Source organism: Planococcus sp. ANT_H30, assembly GCF_008369335.1.
In the GTDB taxonomy this organism is placed as follows: domain Bacteria; phylum Bacillota; class Bacilli; order Bacillales_A; family Planococcaceae; genus Planococcus; species Planococcus kocurii.
This window is the reverse complement of record NZ_VOBJ01000003.1, coordinates 230,011-249,875: the sequence shown is the minus strand read 5'-3', so window position 1 is coordinate 249,875 and position 19,865 is coordinate 230,011. Positions and strand designations below refer to the sequence as shown.

Below are 19,865 nucleotides of genomic sequence, written 5' to 3'. Positions count from 1 at the left end.
TGAGAGATTTGACGAAGGAAATTGCAGGAAGTGAAACCCATAGTAAAAAAAACGACGAAGAGCACGTGCGTGCCAGACAGTCTGGTGGCATGCCTGATTTCGAAAAGATAGAAAATTCATCAAGTTTCAGGGAATTAATGAGCAGAAAAAAGCGCTTTTTGATTCCGACAACAATTCTGTTTTTAGGACTTTATCTTTTGTTTAATATTGTTATTTCGTATACAACTTGGTTGAACGCAACTTTTATTGGAGATATCACATGGGTATGGGTTTTTGCTTTCGGATTGTTTGCAATGACGTGGATTCTTGTAACTGTTTATATGAGACGTGCGGCGAAGTTCGATGAAATGGCTAAAGCCACGTTGAAGGAATTTGACTATGACGAGGAGGAACCTAAATGAATGTTACGGTTATAGCCATTTTCGTTTTTATTGTTGGGATTACGCTTGTTATTACTTATTTTGCAGCGAAACGAACGAATTCTGCTAGTGATTTCTACACAGCAGGAGGCGGGTTAACTGGTTGGCAAAATGGACTAGCTATTGCTGGGGACTATTTGTCAGCAGCCTCTTTTCTAGGAATTGCCGGAGCCATCGCTTTGTTTGGTTTTGATGGGTTCTTGTTTTCTATCGGTTATTTGGTAGCGTATTTGGTCGTTCTTTTCATCGTGGCTGAACCGCTCCGTAATTTAGGGAAGTATACGCTTGCAGACATGATTAACGCACGCTTTAATGCGAAAAAAGTTCGCGGAGCAGCAGCGTTAAGTTCCATTACCATCGTTATTTTCTACATGATTGCCCAATTGGTTGGGGCGGGGGCATTGATTCAATTGCTGTTTGGCATTGATTACATATGGGCTGTTCTGCTTGTTGGCATTATGATGACTATTTATGTATTGTTCGGTGGGATGACAGCCACAAGTTGGGTGCAGATTATCAAGGCAGTGCTGTTGATGATTGGTACGGTTATCTTGTCTTTCCTCGTACTGAAGAATTTCAACTTCAATATTTTAGAAATGTTTACGCAAATGAAGACGGCAACGCCGCACGGAGAAGCTTATTTAAGTCCTGGCGTAAAATACAAAATTCCACTAGATACCATTTCATTAATGCTGGCTTTGGTCTTGGGAACTGCAGGACTGCCGCACATTCTGATGCGTTTCTTTACTGTTAAAGACGCCAAAACGGCAAGAAGCTCAGTGATGTGGGCTACATGGATTGTTGGGATTTTCTATGTCATGACCATCTTCCTTGGTTTTGGGGCAGCCGCTTTTGTCGGATCTGATTTGATTACTGCGACAAACCCAGCCGGAAATATGGCAGCACCGCTTCTTGCCCAAGCGCTAGGTGGCGACGTATTGATGTCGTTCATTTCAGCAGTGGCATTCGCAACGATTCTTGCAGTAGTAGCAGGACTAGTTTTGACAGGTGCATCAGCGTTTGCTCATGATATTTATGGTCAAATTATCAAAAAAGGCCAAGCAACCGAACATCAGCAAATGTTGGCTGCTCGTTATGCCTCTCTTGGCGTATCGGCGTTTTCTATCCTGCTAGCGATTTTTGCACAAAGTTTGAACGTTGCATTCCTAGTATCGCTAGCATTTTGTATTGCAGCTAGCGCTAATCTACCGGTTATCATTTACACGATTTTCTGGAAACGCTTTAATACAACCGGTGCGGTATCAGCGATTTTAACGGGCTTAATTTCGGCTTTGGTGCTCGTATCACTCAGCCCAAGCGTAATGAGTCCTGAAGCGGGAGCAGCAATTTTTGTCGGTGATCCGATCTTCCCATTAACCAATCCTGCTTTGTTCTCTGTGCCGCTTGGATTTATCGGCGGTTGGGTCGGAACGATGCTATCAAAAGAACGCGATCTCAAGAAATACTCCGAGGTCAATGTCCGTGCAAATACCGGCGGCTTTAGACAATTATAAAAAAAGGGAAATCGATGCCTTAACGGGCATCGATTTTTTTGTGAATAATAAAGGATTTAGAAAGACTGCGACGAATTAGGACAGTAAGAAAAAAATCGGAAGTTAAGGGAGTGACATAAATGGCGAAGTTACATTTAATTCCTTACCGCGTAGAAGAAATAACTGAAAGACCCCCGCAAATTCCAGAAGGAGTACGCATGATTGAAGCTCCAGAAGTTTGGAAAGCGGCAGAAAAAGGACAGGGAACAATCATTGCCATTTTAGATACAGGCTGTCAAAAGGATCATCCTGACTTGCAAGACCGAATCATTGGTGGAAAGAATTTTACACCAGATTTTAATGGAGATGCATCGAATTTTGATGATAATAATGGTCATGGCACACATGTAGCCGGAACAGTCGCAGCTTCCTATAGAAAAGAAGGGGGAATAGCCGGAGTGGCACCATCTGCTCAGTTGTTAATAATCAAAGTGTTGGCGGGTGAAGGTGGCGGAGAATACCAAGGAATTATCGACGGCATTCAATTTGCGATTGATTGGAGAGGGCCAAACGGAGAGACAGTAACAGTCATTTCGATGTCGCTCGGTGGTCCAGAAGATGTAGTTGAACTTCATGACGTAATCAAGCGTTCTGTAGGTGCAGGAATACCCGTTGTCTGTGCGGCAGGAAATGAAGGAGATGACGCATACGATACGAACGAATTTGCTTATCCAGGAGCATACGGAGAAGTAATTCAAGTAGGAGCAGTGAATTTTCAGCGCAAGATTGCGAATTTCAGTAATACGAATGATGAAATCGATTTGGTAGCTCCAGGTGTCGATATCTATTCAACCTTCCCAGGAGGAAAATACGCCAGTTTGTCAGGCACTTCAATGGCGACACCGCATGTGTCCGGCGCTTTAGCCTTAATTAAAAATATTGCAGAAAAAGAATTTGCCCGTGAACTGACAGAAGCTGAATTATACGCTCAACTAGTTCGACGCACGATACCGCTTGGCTATCCAAAAACGGCAGAAGGAAATGGCTTGTTGTCATTGGATATTTTGAATAAAATCGAGCAATTGTTTAAAGTGATGAACAAATCGTATCGTGCAAATGAAAAAACAGATCCAAGAAAGTTATAATGAGCAAAGCCATCCCAGTCAAGACGCGCGGATGGCTTTTTTATGCTAAAAATTAAATGAGCGCGTTAAACGAAGAGCTTCACGAACGTATCTCTTAAAAACTTAATAAACAGAATAAATAAATATTAATTTGATAATTCGTTTTTAAATGATTATACTTTAAATATCTTCTTTTTGTCTTTGAATTGACTAGATTAAGTTCCGTTATGCAGAAGAAAGACGCTAAAAACAGTCGAGGAGGAAAAAGAGTGAAGAAAAAAACGCATCGATTCATGTATCTTTTACTGATGTTGGTTTTATTGCTTACGGCTTGTTCTGGACAAACGGAAACCACAAGTTCAGAAAATGATGGAAAAGAAATGACAGAAGAAGATAAGCAAGGTGGCACATTGATTTATGGTCGCGGAGCTGACTCTGTCGGATTGGATCCAATCAATGTAACAGATGGTGAGTCCATCCGAGTCACTCACAATGTTTTCGAAACGTTGTTGGAATACGATCAAAATTTAGAATTGCAGCCGAAATTGGCAACTGAGTATAGTTCGAGTGAAGATGGGTTGACTTGGACATTCCAATTGCGTGAAGGCGTCAAATTCCACGATGGAACTGACTTTAATGCAGACGCTGTAGTCTTTAATTTTGAACGATGGATGGACCCTGAAAATCCTTACCACCAAGGAGATTTCGCTTATTATCCATTCCTCTACGGCGGATTTAAAGGAGACGAAAACCACTTAATCGAGTCTGTCAAAGCAACAAAGGAGCATGAACTCGAAATCAAATTGACACGCAAAACTGCCCCATTCCTTAGTTATTTAGCTATTTCGATGTTCGGGATTGCAAGTCCAGCTGCTATTGAGCAGTATGGTGACAAATTGTACGAGCATCCGGTAGGCACTGGACCGTTCCAGTTTGAAGAGTGGAGCCGTAACAGTACCATTACCTTAGCGAAAAATCCGGAGTACTGGATGGATGGAAAACCTTATTTGGATAAACTTATCTATCAAGTAATCCCTGAAAATGCAGCACGATTGAACGCTCTGCAAACGGGAGAAATTGATGTCTTAGATGGAATGAACGCGGGTGATACGAATATTGTAGAAGAAACAGAAGGGCTAGAGCTGCAGAAGCGTCCAAGCTTCAATATCGGCTACATGGCCTTCAATATGGAAAAAGAACCGTTTGATGATCCATTAGTCCGAAAAGCAATCAATATGGCAATCAATAAAGAAGAAATTGTAGATGCATTCTATAATGGGTTAGCGGACACTGCAACGAGTCCATTGCCTCCTTCACTATGGAGTCATGATGATACGTTGAAAAAATACGATTACAATGTCGAAGAAGCGAAAAAGCTATTAGCTGAAGCAGGATTCGCAGATGGTTTTAAAACGGAATTGTACACAATGAGCAATCCGCGTCCTTATTTGCCGGAACCAATGAAAATTGCTGAAGCAATCCAGTCAGATTTGGCTGAGATTGGAATTACAGCTGAAATCGTCTCGATGGAATGGGCAACTTATTTAGAAGATACCAAAAACGGCAAGCATAGTATGGCTATGTACGGTTGGACGGGTGTCATGGCAGATCCTGATAATTTCTTGTATCCCAACTTAAGTAAAACCAATGCACAAGTGCCGGCACAGAATATCGCCTTCTATAAGAGCGATGAATTTACTGGATTAATTACAGAAGCTCGTGAAACCATTGATCAAGACAAGCGGACTGAGCTTTATAAAGAAGCGCAAGCATTGTTCCAAGAAGATGCACCGTGGGTAATGCTCGCTTATACGACTCCACCGCTCGCACAAAGCGACTATGTCGAAGATTATAAACCGCATCCGATGAGTAATGATTTAATGACGGATGTCTATTTATCAAATCAATAATGGGAGTGGATGATTTTTGTACGAATTGCTGAAAAATCTATGTGAATTAGTAGGACCAAGTGGTTTTGAACAAGATGTTCAGCGCTTTATCAAGGAGGAAATACAGCACAAAGTAGATAGGTTGCAAGTCGATGCGCTAGGTAACTTAATTGCGACAATAAAAGCGACAGATTCCCAGTTGCCATCTATTCTATTGGCAGCACATGCAGATGAAATTGGTTTTATCGTCAAAAAAATTGAAGCGAATGGGACCTTGCGTTTTGAACAACTCGGTGGATTCGATAACCGTGTGCTGTTAGCGCAGTCTGTAACGATTAAAGGTGCGAATGGGTATATTGAAGGGGTAATTGGCACTTTATCTGTCCATTATGTGAAGTGGGACAACCCGAACCGGATTACTTCTCATCGTGATTTGTACATCGACGTCGGTGCATCTACGGCCGAAGAAGTTCTTGAAATGGGCATTAAAGTTGGCCAGCCAATTAGCTATGGCAGCGGCTTGAAGTTAGTTGGAGATAAAAAACGCAATCGCGTAGTTGGCAAAGCACTTGATGACCGCGCAGGATGTGCTGTATTGATCGAACTAATCAATAAGATTCAAGCGAATAAAAAAGACAAGCACGGAGACATTTACTGTGTCTTTACGGTCCAAGAAGAAGTGGGGTTAAGGGGGGCTTCTGTATTATCACCGAATCTCAAACCGGATTTTGCGTTAGCAATCGATACGACACCGACTAGTGATACGTACGATGTTTTAATGACAGGAACGCGACTGCTCGGGAGTGGTCCTTGTATTAAAATCGCTGACAAGTCATTGATATCACATCCGCTGGTTACAGCACTTTTAGAAAAAGTCGCAGTAGAACAGAGCATTCCGCATCAACATGAAATTTTTATGGGTATTGGCACGGATGCCGGAGCTATTCATATGACGTCGACCGGAGTTTCGTCAGGCGTAGTATCTATTCCTTCGCGCTATACGCACACACCTATTGAAATTGTTGATTTGGATGATTTAGAGAATACAGTTCGATTAGTAGAAGCGTTCATTTTTGCTTCAAAGAGACTAGTCGGAAAGGATTTTTTAGACACGTGAATAAAAAAGCCAAGCGCCTATTATCAGGCGCTTGGCTTTTTGCATGAGTAGTTAAACGATAACTACTTGGTTTTTGCCTTTATCTTTTGCTCTATATAACGCATCGTCTACCCATTCAACCATGGAATTAAGTGAGAAATCGTTAGCAAAACTTTTACCGCCTATTGATACGGTGACGTTGATTTGGCAATTCTGTCCTTGGATTTTTAGTTGCTGAATTTCTTGGTTTAGTCTGTTCGCTATCATTTCTAATTCTACTTTGTTGGTGTTTGGTAACAGTATCGCAAACTCATCTCCACCTATACGTGCTGTAATATCAGAGAGTCTTACGGAATTTGTAATCTGAAGCGCCAACTTTTTTAAAACTTTGTCACCGACGGGATGACCGTGCGTGTCATTAATGCCTTTGAAATCGTCCGTGTCAATGTACAACAAAGATATCGGCGTCTTGTTTTGAAGAGCCAGATTTACTTCTTTTGTGAGTTGCTCTTGGAAATAACGTCGATTAAAAAGTGCAGTCAGTGAATCCTTCTCTGCATATTCTTTCAATTGGAGTTCAAGAAGCTTTTGTTTTGTAATGTCTACATGACGAATGACTATCCCTTCAATCGCAATTTCATTTGCTTGAAGAGGGGTAGCTTGCATCGAAAACCATCTTTTTGTTGAAGAAGAATGACAAGGATATTCAAAATTGAAGCAATCTGCGTTTCCTGTTAAGATCGCCTGCAATCCTTGAAATACAGCAGGTTCTTCTGTGCAATGCTGTAGATAATTTATGCCAATACCACAGTTCGATAAAGTACCGCCGTTTGTTACGGCAAATCGATTCCATTCTTTGTTTGTAAAGCAGATGGTCCCATTCAAATCGATCAAACAGATTTGATCCTTTAAAGAATTCAGGATAGAATCATTTATTTTTGGGTCAATTGACAGAAAAGTATTAACTTGCGTTTCCAATACAATCAGCATCTTTCTATATAAGCGATAAGTTTGTGTGATATTTCCTACACACTATTCCCCTTTTTTTTGATTCGAAACACCTATATATTTTGTTAAGAAATCTTTTGGCAGCAAAGGCTTATCGTGAAAGTAGCCTTGGTGAATAGGGCATCCATTCGCTTGTAAAAATAGAGATTCTTCTTGTGTTTCTACGCCTTCTGCTAGTAATGTACAGCCAACCCCTTTTACAAATTGAATAAGAGATTTGAGAACAGCTTCGGATTTTTCATCCTGACCAATCTTGCTAACAAATGATTTATCTAGTTTAATTTTATCGATTGGATAGTCCATTAAATACGATAGCATCGAAAAGCCAGTGCCAAAATCGTCTAAAGCAATTGATATACCTTTTGACTGACAAGTTATCAAGTTAGCCAGAGTGATTTCCGAATAGGTCAATTCTACACTTTCGGTAATTTCAATTTCAATTTGTTCAGAGGATATCTGATTTTGCTCCATAAGTAGAAACAACTCTTTAAAGAATGTTTTACTTGAAAGTAAGGATGCTGTCACATTAATAGCAGTTTTAGGGAAAATGTCACCCTGATTTTTTGTGCAATTAATAAAAGAAAAGACATCCTTCAGCAGACAGTTTGTTAAATTTGAAATAGTACCTGTTTCTTCTGCGATCGTAATGAATTCAATCGGGGAAATAGGTCCGAGTGTTGGGTGATTCCATCTTGACAGTACTTCAACACCGACAAGTTCACCGGTATCACAATTAATTTGCGGTTGAACGACAAAGTAGAAACCAAGTTCTTTTACATTTCCTGACAAGCTCTTTTCAATTACTAGTCGTCGGTTCAAATCAACTCTCATACTTGGCTGGAAAAAGCAGCAAGAAGAACCGTTTTGCTTTTTAGCAGCACGCATAGCGGTCTCTGAGAAAGAAATTAGATTTTCAACACTATAGCTACCTTGTAAATAAGAATAGACACCAATACTCGCGTTCACCGTAATTGAGCGGAGATCTTCTAGAACGATAGGATGGGTAAAGAGTTCTCTAACCTTTTCTGCAAAGTGTATAATGTTTTCGTCTCCTCGATGCAAGTGAAGAAAGACTAGTTCGTCACCGTCGAGGCGTCCAACTAAATCTTTCTGATCAAGTAGTTTCTCCAAATTTTTCGCTATGCTTTTGATGATTTCGTCACCTGTTCGATGGTTATAAAGTGTATTGATGTATTTGAAGTTATCTAAGTTGATATAAAAGAGAGAAAAAGTTTTCTTTTCATATAGAATTTTTTCTAGTTCCTCCTCAAACTTTGTACGAGTCGGCCAATTAGTTAAATAATCGGTATAGGGAATCTTTTGGCGTTCGGCTTCTATGTTATAGTCACTATTATTTTTTTGGAAATATACAGCCAACCCACCATCTCTAACCGGGGATGCTTTGACATTGAACCAATTATTTAACGGAGCATAGAATTCTTTAAACTGAACAGTAACTCGTTTTTCCATAGCGTGATTACATTTTGAATAAAATTCAGTTCCAACAGCTGCAGGAAAACAGTTCCAAAGGGTACGACCAATCATGTCTTCTTTTTTGCATTGAAAAACCTTTTCTGACTCTGAATTTAAAAAGTAAAACTTCATTTGATCGTCTAGAAGAAAAAAGGCATCCGTCATATTTTCAAGAATAACTTCTGTGTCTAAAGAAGGGGTTGCGGGTTTATTCGTTACCAATTGTTTATGCAAAATAATTCCCTTTGAATTATTAGTGAATAAAAACTGTTGATAATGCACAGATAAATAATCTATTTTTTCCTGTGTATAAAATAAGGATAACTGAAATTTTTCTTCTTCGACTCCAGTTAAGACATCTTTTAAACACTGAAGTTCGTTAAAGTTATTCGATTTTTCTAAGCTATTAAAGTAGTTTTCTCCAACTTCCCAAAGAGCATTTTCCGTTTGATGCTTCTGACAATATTTTTTCCAATTTTGACTGGAATGGACAATGATGCCATCACTACTAAGGATAATGATGAAGTCTCCTAGTATTTCGGTTGATTTGTATAGTTGTAACTCTGTATTTTGCATACGTAATCATACCCACCAATCTCAAATTTACTTTAATGTGTTAAAAACATTGCTAAAGACTTTCAAATAACGTAAATACAGTTAAAGGAATGGATAGTTGTAATCATTAAAATAGGTGCAATTCTTTTGTCACTATTGAAAAAGACTTGCATCTATCTAATTGAAGTTTTCAAAGAAATTTAATAATTATAGTATAGGTAGAGTGAATACATATGCTTATTGTATTCGGTATTAGTAACTAATTATATGAGTTTTATACCTAATTTGAAATAGGTATTTTTTTGCGATATATGATTTCCTAATGAATATTGAAATCGAATAATCCCGATTTAAAGTAAAAGAAGATTTTTTTATTTTTTTTTGCATGTAAAGAAGGTCAAAAGAACTGTTTTAAGCTTGTTCAGTGGATTAATTGTAGATTGATTAGGGGTGTATCAACAATTTCAGTGTTCAAAGATAATAGACACATATGTCAGTAGTCGCTAATTTGTAAGATACTATTCATTTCAAGAAGTGCAAGTTGATACTCTATCTGTTATCTTGTTTGAGGTAGCTTATGTATAAGATTGAAACTCTCATTTTAGGAGACAAACTAAACTTCTCGCAATATATTACTGAAGATACGGTAAGTAAAGAGTTTGCAAAAGAAAAGAAACCAAAAAACATTACCCAGAAATGAAATCAACTCTCCATCTATGTTATAAAGGAATATGAGTATGGAATACGATTGTGGTATAAAGATAGTGCTTTACCACAAAAAAGAAGGGATGATTTTTTGTTAGATGTTAAGAATTTTGATTGGGAAGCGCTTCTTTTTGGCGCAGGAGTAATTGCAGCTCAAATTATTGGGATTTTAGTTGCTTTTGTTTTAGTAAGAGCGATTGGGAAAAAACTAATAGATCGTTTCTTCGATAAGCTGTTAGTAAAAGGGGACGTTACAAAAGGTCGTGCGTTAACGCTTCAGAGCTTATCTGAAAATATTTTCTCTTACATTTTAATTTTTATATTGGTGACTACCGTATTCAATATATTCGGTTTGTCTGTTGCAAGTCTCATTGCGGGCGCGGGGATTATTGGACTGGCGATAGGTTTTGGAGCGCAGGGACTTGTTAGTGACGTGGTTACAGGGTTCTTTTTATTGCTCGAAAAACAGCTGGATGTTAATGATTACGTAACGGTTGGGAGTATCGATGGCATTGTGGAAGCAGTCGGACTAAGAACAACAAAGATCCGCAGTTTCGATGGCACCTTGAACTATATTCCGAACCGGGACATTATGACAGTCAGCAATCATTCGCGTGGCAATATGCGAGCGTTAGTCGATATTGGTATCTCCTACGATGAAAACATTGACGAAGCGATGGCAGTCATACAAGCGGCTTGCACGCATGTGGCAACCGAAGACGTAGGAATCGTTGAAGGACCTGATGTTATTGGGGTACAGGCATTTGGTGCGTCGGACGTGACTTTACGCGTTATTGCAAAAGCAAAAAACGGCGAGCAGTGGGCGGTAGAGCGCCATTTGCGTAAAGCTATTAAAGAGGCGTTGGATACAAACGGTATTGAAATTCCATTTCCTCATCAAGTAAATATCCAAAAAAATGGTGGGACTTTAGAAAGTTAACTACAGTATAAGTTGAACAATAGAACCCCCGCTTCGGTCGCTTTGGGCACAGCTCCAGCAAGAAGCCCAGCCCGTGGACGCGCCGGCGCGCCGGCGCTAAGTAACTTGTTGAGTAAGAAGGTATTGTCTATTTTTCCGTTGTGAACGAGAAGATATGGCGCAAATCCTTAGCAACTGGAAATCACTAGTTCAACCGATAAAAACAGAAATAAAAAAAGCGATAAAAACAGTTTTGAGGTAGTGAAAAAGGCAGCCAAAATGGCTGCCTTTTTACGTCCGATTACTTATTTACTAATAGTGTTTAGTATCAGAGAAGGAAGTTGAAGAATGAGTAACATCGCTTCTTTTGGTTATATTGCGGTTTTCCAATGCAACGAGTAGCTTCATCGCCCCGTTGCTCCACTGGTTAACTTCCGCAATATTGTCTCGATTATGGTCTACGCGTGATGCAATATTCCCTGTAATTGCCCGCACTGAAGCATTTAAGTCGATAACTGAGTTCACGGTACCTTTTCCGGCATCCATCAAAGCAGTGATTTTTTCGGATTTCATTTGCATATCTTCTTTCAGCTCGTTGGCATTGTGTGACAGACTTGTTGTTTCGAGTTGAAGTTTGCCCATTCGATCTGTTAAATTGTTGGCGGAATCTTTCATCTTTTTCAGCGGTTCTTTCATGCCTACTATCAGCATAACCACACCAATAATTGCGATGATCAGTGCCACGACAAAGATTGCGAGTGCTATGTAAAGCCACAGTGCATAGTCCATCTTTTTTCCTCCTCTATTCCATTCATGTCTTGAGTATGTTATACCCGTTAAACTTCAGTGATTAACATCCTATTATAGAAGAAAAGAATCTTCATTTCTAGAGCGCATTTGAAACCTTTCCCATAATATAAATGAGTATGGTAGAATTTCATCATATGTCTATAATATTATCTGGCATTTTTCTAGGGAGATGCGAGAAAGAGCAGGTGCGGAAATGATTGTTGGAATAGATGCAGGCGGTACGTTAATCAAAGTGGCGTATACCAACAAAGGGGAAATCCATTTTGAAAAACACCCAATTGCTGAAATTGAGCAAGTTGCCGACTGGGTAAACGGCCTTGGTGACAGTGAAGTTTGTGTGACAGGTGGAAGGTCGGGCGTACTGGTTTCTTTGCTCAACCAACCAGCACAGGAAATGGTCGAGTTTGAAGCTACTCATCTAGGTGTGCAAGTTCTTCTCAAAGAGATGGGTCGTTTAGAAGATGCTTATTTGGTGACGAATGTTGGAACCGGCACTTCTATCCACTGCATTCAAGATAATGTCCATGAACGTTTGGGCGGCACGGGTGTTGGTGGAGGAATGTTGATTGGCTTGAGCCATTTGTTGACCGGCGTTACCCGCTACGACGAAATTGTTTCTTTAGCCAGACAAGGTTCCCGTGAACGAATCGATTTGAAAGTTAAGCATATCTATGAAGGCAAAGAGCCTCCTATCTCAGGAGAGCTGACAGCTAGTAACTTTGGACAAAACTTGTTTGCCATTTCAAAAGATTTGACGAAAGAAGAGCTATTAGCGACGGTTATTGGTCTAGTTGGTGAAACAGTCAGCACAGTGAGTGTACAAGCGGCTCGACAATGTAGAAGCTCGACCATCGTTTATATCGGCTCTTCTTTTATCGACAATCCGTTACTGAAAGAAGTAGTGACAAGCTATACGATTTTGCGCGGCTCTGTTCCTGTATTTCTCGATAATGGGGAATTTTCAGGAGCGATGGGAGCGATGTCTTCGTTAGCTAAAAAAAGAGGTTAGTTACCTGTTAAAAAGACGTCTATGCAGCCATCAAGATGGGTGCATAGACGTCTTTTAGTTTGGCGATGTTACATTCAACATAGTCAACAGCTTATGATACCTCGACAGACTTTAATTTCATTAGCATTAAACCGCTCCAGGCAAAGATGACGGATGCTACATAAAAAATACTGGCAATCGTTAGAAAATCAACGAGATAACCCGTAGCAATAATAGCAACAGCTGCAGCGACAGAAGTCCAGACATGATAGTGGCCGATTTGCGTGCCAGCCATTTCTTTTGTAACATAGCGTGCTAAGACCGTTTTTTCAGAGTTTTTCTGGACAGCACCCAGCATCCCCATGAGAACTTGTAGAATATACACGTGCCAAACTTCAGAAGCTAGTGGGAAAAATAGCAAAAGAATCGCCATTCCCCAAGAATAAACAAAAAGTAACGTTTTATCGCCAACTTGGTCAGCGTATTTCCCAATCAGCGGATAACAAAGAGCAGCCGTCAACGCGAACAAGCCATATGCCCAGCCAAACTGAGCATAGCTGTCGCCAACATTACGAATCAGTAAAATGTAGAAAGGGAAAATCATACTGGACGCCATACCGATTGTGCCTTGATAATAAATAAAACGTTTATAGTTCATGGCCGATACTCCTCATAAAAGAGATTCATAAAGCGGTGATCCGGATCAAACTGGTCTTTCAACTCAAAGAATTCCTTGGTTCTCGGATAAGCTTCTTGCATTTGAGATTTTGTTGGGTAGCCGAAATAAGGTAAATAATAACTACCGTCGTGTGCGAGTGTCACATCAATCATATCCTGAACGACCTTTTCTGTTTCTTTTACACTTTTTGGATCGGTTCCTTGGTTAATGAGTAGCACCAGTGAAAACATGTCTTCTTTTGCATAAGATAAAACGGCATCCTCATTTTTCTCCACATAACGGATCGTGACATTTACTAAATTAAAGTCAGGACTGTTTTCAAGCACTGCTTTTAATGCCGGAATATAGTTTTCAAATTGATCTACAGGAACAAAATACTCCTGTAAAATTTCGGTTCTTCGGCTATTGTCGTACTCCATGAACTCAGAATCGGATCGCATAACATTGTTTCGCGATACGAGATTGCCATCGATTTGTTGTGTGTAGATTTTTTGTGCATTCCAAAAGCTGTCTTTTCCAGCATCATTAATACGTGACAGCCCTAAGAAAAATTTTGGTACTGCTACTAGGTTTTCGGTTTTCAGCTTTTGGTATTGAGCAAGCTTTTGTTGATCTTGAGCTGACTTGTACGTAATGGTGTACATGTCTTCCATAAAAGATTCTGGAGCAATTGAAATTCGAGCTAGGTGCATTTTGGCATCGGGATCGTTGTGTACGTGTTGCTTGAAATAAGATGGGTAATCGCGATAGGACATGCTTGCCGTATCGGTTTCGTACAACTCATCATCAGTCAGCTGTAGTGTGACGTCTAGAATAATACCAAACAAACCATAGCCACCAAGAACCGCATAAAACAACTCGCTATTTTCAGTAGGGCTTAGTTTGATAATGTCCCCGTTAGCATCTATTAGACGCATTGAAGAAACCGTATCAGTCAATCCACCATTTCGAATGTCCAAGCCATGTGCATTCACGCTCAGCGAACCACCAACTGTGAAGATGTTTTGCGATTGACTTACCTTTAGTGAAAAGCCATAAGGATTGATGGCTTCTTGAATGTCTGCCCACGTTGCTCCACTTTGCACAGTCACCGTTTTTGCTGCTTTATCAACGTTGACTATTTGGTTGTAGGGCTTCATATCCATCATGATACCGTTCGGATAAACTGTCTGTCCGCCTTGGCTATGTTGCATGCCTGCGATTGAGAGAACCTCTTCAGTTTTCTTTGCTTCTCGAACAATTTTCTGAAGCTCATCGTCAGTCGTACCTGACCGGACTGTTTTGATCTCGACAGGTAAAAGTCGTTGATGTAGTTCAGTTGCAGGGCCGTTTAGTTGTGTGGCATATAAATAAATAGACAAACCGAAAACAGATAGGTAGATAAGGATTATCCATGCAGCTTTCATAATACCTTCACCCTTTTTTTAGACTCTACGCTCTTTCTCTATAAGACCGTTACTAATTGAAATAGTTCCACTAATTAGTAAATAGTAGTAGGAATTTTAATTTTATTGATCGTGTCCGAGTTGTTGCAAATAAAAAGAGATGTTGCAGGCTGCAGCATCTCTTTTATATCGGGTTAAATAAGTGGCTAACTTACCATTATTCATAAAAAATATACTTTTCAATATTAAAAAAGTGAACTACCCCAATAATTGGAGAAGTTTTAGAAAACAAGCTTAACGATGCTATTCACTAATAATTGTCAGTTTTTCACGGATATCAGTGCGTTGTTGTTTTGCCGGAATATGAGCAGGGTACCCAATCATCATAGTAGCGATAATTTTTTCGCCTGGTTTTACACCAAGGGCTTCACGGAATATAGGGTTGTAGATCCAGTCGTTAGAACGCCAAATCATACCAATGCCGCGTTGCCATGCAGCCAGTTGGAAATTTTGAAGCATCGATGAAACTGCACCGTAGTCTTCGTCCCATCTTCGTTGCCTTGGATCTTCAGGCATAACGACAACCAAATGAAGTGGAATACTCCGGAAGTAGTCGGCTTTGTTTAGCGCTTTTGGTGGAATTTCACCTTCTGGCGTTCGCATGGCTTCCATAAAAGCTTCAACGAATTTTTCTTTCCCAGCAGCTGTATACAATTGAAAGCGCCACGGCTCATTAACTTTATGGTTAGGCGCCCATTTGGCGACATTCAGCAGTTCGATAATTTCTTCCACGTTGATCGCATCATCCTTAAATTTCTTAATGGAGCGTCTTTCTATGATATTCTGATCAATAGCGTTCATCATTAAACGTCTCTCCCTTTCGCAAAAAATGCGGTTATCTATTCTTTATCCTAACACGCAGAGAGATTAAAAGTGTATCAAAAAAGACATGAACAATTAGGCTGACAACTGAAAGTGTTGGTAGAATATAAGTATAGGCAAGGAGTGGATTGAGTTGAAAAAAATTGTTGTAGTCGGCGGGGGAATTACGGGTCTTTCCGCAATGTATTATTTACAAAAACTAAACCTGAAAGAACATCTCGATATGGAGTTAGTACTGATTGAAGAAAAGGAACAATTAGGCGGGAAGATCAAAACAGTGAAAGACTCGGAATTTGTAATGGAAGTCGGGGCAGATTCTATCGTTGCACGTCATGCCAGTGTTCTGCCACTAATAGAAGAGTTAGGCTTGGAAAAACGGATGGTTTACAACGGCACAGGAATTTCATATTTATATGCCAATAATGTCCTGCATGCTATTCCGAAAGATACTGTTTTTGGTATTCCGATGAGTAAAGAGGCTTTGTTTAGTTCAACGCTTGTTTCTGACGACGGCAAAAAGAGAGCGTTAGAAGATTTAAATAGTATGAACGAAAGCTTTACGCGGGATAGCTCAATTGGGGATTTTCTCGAAGCTTTCTTAGGGAAAGAATTGGTTGAAAATCAGATTGCGCCTGTGTTATCGGGAGTCTATTCTGGAAACCTTCATGAATTGACCTTGGCATCGACATTACCTTATTTGGTTGATTACAAAAATAAGTATGGCAGTATCATAAAAGGATTCGAAGCCAATAAAGAATTTTTCCAAGGTGCGGCCAATAAAAAATTTATCTCATTTGATGGCGGTATGCAGGTGTTAATCGACGAATTGGAAAATAAGTTACAACATGCCCGTATAATTAAGGGAGTTGGAACCAAAGCCGTCAAAAAAGAAGCAGCACACTACCGAATAGAGCTTGAAGACGGCGAGACAATAGAAGCAGATTATGTAATTTTAGCAACGCCTCATCAAGTAGCGCAGCAACTTTTAGAAATAGCGGAGCTGGACACGGAATTTGATGAGTTTCTGAATTCGTCCTTGATTAGTGTCTATCTTGGATTTGATATTCCAGATGATCGACTGCCTGAAGATGGGACGGGATTCATTGTGTCGCAGGAAAGTGATTTGCATTGCAATGCTTGTACGTGGACGAGTCGGAAGTGGCGTCATACGTCCACAAACCATAAATTACTCGTGCGCCTATTTTACAAGAGTTCACACCCATCTTACGGTAGGTTAAAGAGTTTAACAAAAGAAGGATTGACAGCGGTAGCGATGGAAGATGTCCGCAAAAGCTTAGGAATTGAAGATGTACCTTTGGCTGTCGAAGTGACTGGTTGGAAAAACTTAATGCCAAATTATCACATGGGCCATAAAACAGCTCTTAGTGCGTTAGAATTGAAAATGGAAGAATTGGTACCGGGTATTAAATTAGCAGGTTCCTCTTATTTTGGTGTCGGAATCGGAGCATGTATTCAAAATGGCTCCGATCTGGCAGAAATTATCGCTAATAATCTAGCCGATCAAATTGAAGAGTAGAAAAAAGGCCAGCAATGGTCTTTTTTTAGGTTTAAAAACAATAAAAAGCCGTTTATCCACATTTTGGATAAACGGCTAATTGAGAAAATAGAAACGATATTATCAAGTACTTATTTTATTTCTGTAAGATCTGGAACCGCAAGACCAAGACCTTCAGCAACGCGTGTCCCAAATTCAGCATCTGCTTTATACAAATGGCTGATTTGACGAAGTTTAATGTCTTCTTTGTCAACAGCATTTAAGCCGCCGACGAAAGTTGCAACAAGACGTTGTTGTTCTTCAGCACTTTGCAAGCGGTAAAGATCGCCTGGCTGTGTGTAATAATCCTCTTTGTAATAAGGCACCGAATCAGTTACCCCAGATACTTCAAGTGGAGCTGGTTTAGCAGCTGCAGTTTCAGTAGGACCCCCATAACTATTCGGCTCATAGTAGACAGAACCACCACCGTTGTTGCCAAAGTTCATTTGGCCGTCGCGTTGGTAATTATTCACTTGGTTTTTCGCTGCATTAATTGGCAGCATTTGGTGATTAGCGCCTACACGGTAGCGATGTGCATCGTGGTATGCGAACAAACGGCCTTGAAGCATTTTGTCTGGAGATACGTCGATACCCGGAACCAAAGTGCCTGGAGAGAAAGTAGCTTGCTCAACTTCAGCAAAATAATTTTCGGGGTTGCGGTTAAGTACCATGCGGCCAACTTCCATTAGTGGATAGTCTTTATGAGACCATGTTTTAGTCACATCGAATGGATCAAAGCGGTATGTGTTGGCATCTTCTAAAGGCATAACTTGTACATACATTTTCCAAGCAGGGAAGTCGCCTTCTTCAATTGAATTGAAAAGGTCTTCTGTATGGAAATCAGGATTTTCGCCAGCGATTTTGTCAGCAACTTCTTGTGTGATGTTTTGAATGCCTTGTTCAGTTAACATATGGTACTTGATCCAAACCGACTCACCTTCAGCGTTGGTCCATTTGAATGTATGGCTTCCAAAACCGTGCATATGACGAAGTGTAGCGGGAATTCCGCGGTCACCCATCAAATAAGTTACTTGGTGCAATGATTCTGGTGACAATGACCAAAAGTCCCACACTGCGTTAGGGTTTTTCAAGTGAGTACGTGGATCGCGCTTTTGTGTGTGGATAAAGTCTGGAAATTTAATCGCGTCTTGGATAAAGAAGATTGGCGTATTATTACCGACTAAATCATAGTTTCCTTCTTCTGTGTAGAACTTTAAAGAAAAGCCACGTGGGTCGCGAACTGTATCCGCTGAGCCTAGTTCACCAGCAACAGTTGAAAAGCGTGCAAACATCTCTGTTTTCTTACCAACTTCCGATAAAAAAGCCGCTTTCGTATATGTTGAAACGTCTTGAGTTACTTCGAAATAACCGTGTGCGCCTGTTCCTTTTGCATGAACTACACGCTCAGGAATACGTTCTCTGTTGAAATGTGCAAGCTTTTCAAGAAGATGAACGTCCTGCAAAAGAATGGGACCGCGTTGTCCGGCGGTTTGAGAATTTTGGTTGTCTCCTACTGGAGCCCCCCAGCTAGTTGTTAAACCTGTTTTGTTCGTAGTCATAAATCGAACACCTCATTTTCTATTTTAATATAAACACTACACTTCTAATCATATCACCCTTTAAATTAAAATCAATACTAAATGATAATAACTATAATTAAGGAGTTTCTATTCTAATGAGCCGTTGAATGTGTGCAAAAAAACAGTACCGGTTGGACCGGTACTGTTTCTATTTTTATTTCGTAACATTTAGGCGTTGGAAGCTATCGAAGTGTGAACCCCAGTAGCTGTCATTGAGACTTGTCACTTGAACACGATCGCCACCTGCGTGAATAAAGCTATTGTTCCCAATAAAAATACCCATATGTGAAATTCCGGCCCGATACGTATTTTTAAAGAAGACTAAATCGCCAATTTGTGGAGAACTCACAGGAGAAGAAATTGCGTCAAAGCCTGTTGTACTGGTTCTCGGAACGTTGAATCCTGCCTGATTGTATGCGTAATAAATAAAGCCGCTACAATCAAATCCACCTGGTGCAGCTCCTCCCCATTTATAAGGGGTACCTAATGAAGAGTTGGCTATAGCAATAACTGTAGAAATGGCTCCAGAACTAGGTGCAGTAGTAGTTGGTTTCGAAACAGTGACCAGTTGACCAGTGGCTGAACTGCCATCAATTATCAAAACTTGGCCCAGACGAATCGAACTTGTTTTTAAGCTGTTAGAACTCATTAATTGCGAAACGGAAACACCGTGCCGCTTTGCAATAGTTGTTAATGTGTCTCCACTCGTTACGCGGTATGTATTGGGTTTAGCAACTGTTGGTGTATTAGCTTGCGCCTTGCCGCTGACTGTTAGCTTTTGGCCGGGACGTATATTGCTATCAGGTAGCTGATTCAATTTTTGAATAGAGCTCACGTTGGTACTGTGAATTCGAGCTATCTGTGACAAAGTGTCCCCGGCTTTGACTGTATATGTACTAGTAGAGATTACTGGTGCTTTAGTTCCGGTATTTTTTGGTGGAGCGGTAGCCGAAGTAGCTGCGACTTTAATGGTCTGATTTGGATGAATCGAAGTAGATGGTAACTTATTCCACGATAACAGCTGATCAACTGAAATCTTATTACTAGAAGCGATCTTCCATAATGTGTCTCCTGGTTTAACGGTATATGTGCTTGCTTCTGTGTTGGAAGCCCCGATCGCCATCGATAATGCAGTAGCAGCAACTAAAGTAAAAATAACTCTTCTCATTCTCAAGCCCCTTTTTCTAATCTTATTTATTTAGTCTATTGTTTTTGTAATTTTCTTAATTCTATATAATTAATTCAATATAGGCAATAAGAATCAATATTACATTTGTGTTACAAAAATAAAAGTAATGATAATTT

At 40.1% G+C, this 19,865-nt stretch carries 16 protein-coding genes; 8 read left to right on the top strand and 8 right to left on the bottom strand.

Annotated features, from left to right (window positions below; genetic code table 11):
- The first annotated feature begins 8 nt into the window (after positions 1–8).
- The 5 genes from FQ085_RS09635 to FQ085_RS09615 all read left to right on the top strand — a co-directional run bounded on the left by FQ085_RS09635 (position 9) and on the right by FQ085_RS09615 (position 6,042).
- Positions 9–401, top strand: a complete 393-nt coding sequence (locus tag FQ085_RS09635; RefSeq protein WP_082707510.1) for a DUF485 domain-containing protein — start codon at positions 9–11, stop codon at positions 399–401.
- Positions 398–1,933: a solute symporter family protein gene (locus FQ085_RS09630; RefSeq protein WP_058386587.1), complete on the top strand. Its 1,536-nt coding sequence runs from the start codon at positions 398–400 to the stop codon at positions 1,931–1,933. The genes FQ085_RS09635 and FQ085_RS09630 overlap by 4 nt, the downstream gene beginning before the upstream one ends.
- 119 nt (positions 1,934–2,052) lie before the next feature.
- Positions 2,053–3,057, top strand: coding sequence for a S8 family peptidase (locus tag FQ085_RS09625; protein ID WP_149456471.1), 1,005 nt, complete (start codon positions 2,053–2,055; stop codon positions 3,055–3,057).
- Between the two features lie 272 nt (positions 3,058–3,329).
- A complete protein-coding gene (locus FQ085_RS09620; RefSeq protein WP_470382024.1) occupies positions 3,330–4,946 on the top strand; it encodes an ABC transporter substrate-binding protein in 1,617 nt (538 codons plus the stop codon).
- 16 nt (positions 4,947–4,962) lie between these two features.
- On the top strand, positions 4,963–6,042 hold the full coding sequence (locus FQ085_RS09615) for a M42 family metallopeptidase (RefSeq protein ID WP_149456469.1): 1,080 nt from the start codon (positions 4,963–4,965) through the stop codon (positions 6,040–6,042).
- Between the two features lie 51 nt (positions 6,043–6,093).
- Here the strand turns inward: FQ085_RS09615 and FQ085_RS09610 are convergent, their stop codons facing one another.
- Positions 6,094–6,915, bottom strand: a complete 822-nt coding sequence (locus FQ085_RS09610) for a sensor domain-containing diguanylate cyclase (RefSeq protein ID WP_262499781.1) — start codon at positions 6,913–6,915, stop codon at positions 6,094–6,096.
- Positions 6,916–7,053: 138 nt separating this feature from the next.
- A complete protein-coding gene (locus tag FQ085_RS09605) occupies positions 7,054–9,078 on the bottom strand; it encodes a sensor domain-containing phosphodiesterase (protein WP_149456467.1) in 2,025 nt (674 codons plus the stop codon).
- A gap of 775 nt (positions 9,079–9,853) precedes the next feature.
- Here FQ085_RS09605 and FQ085_RS09600 point away from each other — a divergent pair.
- Positions 9,854–10,702, top strand: coding sequence for a mechanosensitive ion channel family protein (locus tag FQ085_RS09600; RefSeq protein ID WP_149456466.1), 849 nt, complete (start codon positions 9,854–9,856; stop codon positions 10,700–10,702).
- A 291-nt stretch (positions 10,703–10,993) separates the two neighbouring features.
- Here FQ085_RS09600 and FQ085_RS09595 read toward each other — a convergent pair whose 3' ends face one another.
- On the bottom strand, positions 10,994–11,470 hold the full coding sequence (locus FQ085_RS09595) for a DUF948 domain-containing protein (protein ID WP_149456465.1): 477 nt from the start codon (positions 11,468–11,470) through the stop codon (positions 10,994–10,996).
- A 214-nt stretch (positions 11,471–11,684) separates the two neighbouring features.
- Between FQ085_RS09595 and coaW the strand changes: the two genes are divergently transcribed.
- Positions 11,685–12,500 carry a type II pantothenate kinase gene (gene coaW / locus FQ085_RS09590; RefSeq protein ID WP_149456464.1) on the top strand — a complete coding sequence of 272 codons (816 nt, stop codon included), beginning with the start codon at positions 11,685–11,687 and terminating at the stop codon, positions 12,498–12,500.
- 91 nt (positions 12,501–12,591) lie between these two features.
- On the opposite strand, the gene FQ085_RS09585 is transcribed toward coaW, so the two are convergent.
- The 3 genes from FQ085_RS09585 to FQ085_RS09575 form a co-directional block, all read right to left on the bottom strand.
- Positions 12,592–13,137 (bottom strand): MFS transporter, encoded by a 546-nt coding sequence (locus tag FQ085_RS09585; RefSeq protein WP_058386579.1) that lies wholly within the window; start codon positions 13,135–13,137, stop codon positions 12,592–12,594.
- A complete protein-coding gene (locus tag FQ085_RS09580) occupies positions 13,134–14,564 on the bottom strand; it encodes an FAD-binding oxidoreductase (RefSeq protein ID WP_149456463.1) in 1,431 nt (476 codons plus the stop codon). Before FQ085_RS09580 ends, FQ085_RS09585 begins: the two co-directional genes overlap by 4 nt.
- A gap of 282 nt (positions 14,565–14,846) precedes the next feature.
- Positions 14,847–15,404 carry a nitroreductase family protein gene (locus FQ085_RS09575; RefSeq protein WP_058386983.1) on the bottom strand — a complete coding sequence of 186 codons (558 nt, stop codon included), beginning with the start codon at positions 15,402–15,404 and terminating at the stop codon, positions 14,847–14,849.
- A gap of 154 nt (positions 15,405–15,558) precedes the next feature.
- Here FQ085_RS09575 and FQ085_RS09570 point away from each other — a divergent pair, with 154 nt between their 5' ends.
- Complete coding sequence (locus FQ085_RS09570) at positions 15,559–16,962, top strand: protoporphyrinogen oxidase (RefSeq protein ID WP_149456462.1); 1,404 nt, start codon at positions 15,559–15,561, stop codon at positions 16,960–16,962.
- A gap of 110 nt (positions 16,963–17,072) precedes the next feature.
- Here the strand turns inward: FQ085_RS09570 and katA are convergent, their stop codons facing one another.
- Both katA and FQ085_RS09560 read right to left on the bottom strand, forming a co-directional pair.
- The gene (katA, locus tag FQ085_RS09565; protein WP_149456461.1) at positions 17,073–18,539 is read right to left on the bottom strand and encodes a catalase KatA; all 1,467 of its coding nucleotides are present in this window, start codon (positions 18,537–18,539) and stop codon (positions 17,073–17,075) included.
- Between the two features lie 175 nt (positions 18,540–18,714).
- Entirely contained in the window at positions 18,715–19,728 is a 1,014-nt protein-coding gene (locus FQ085_RS09560) for a C40 family peptidase (protein WP_149456460.1), read from the bottom strand.
- Positions 19,729–19,865 lie beyond the last annotated feature (137 nt).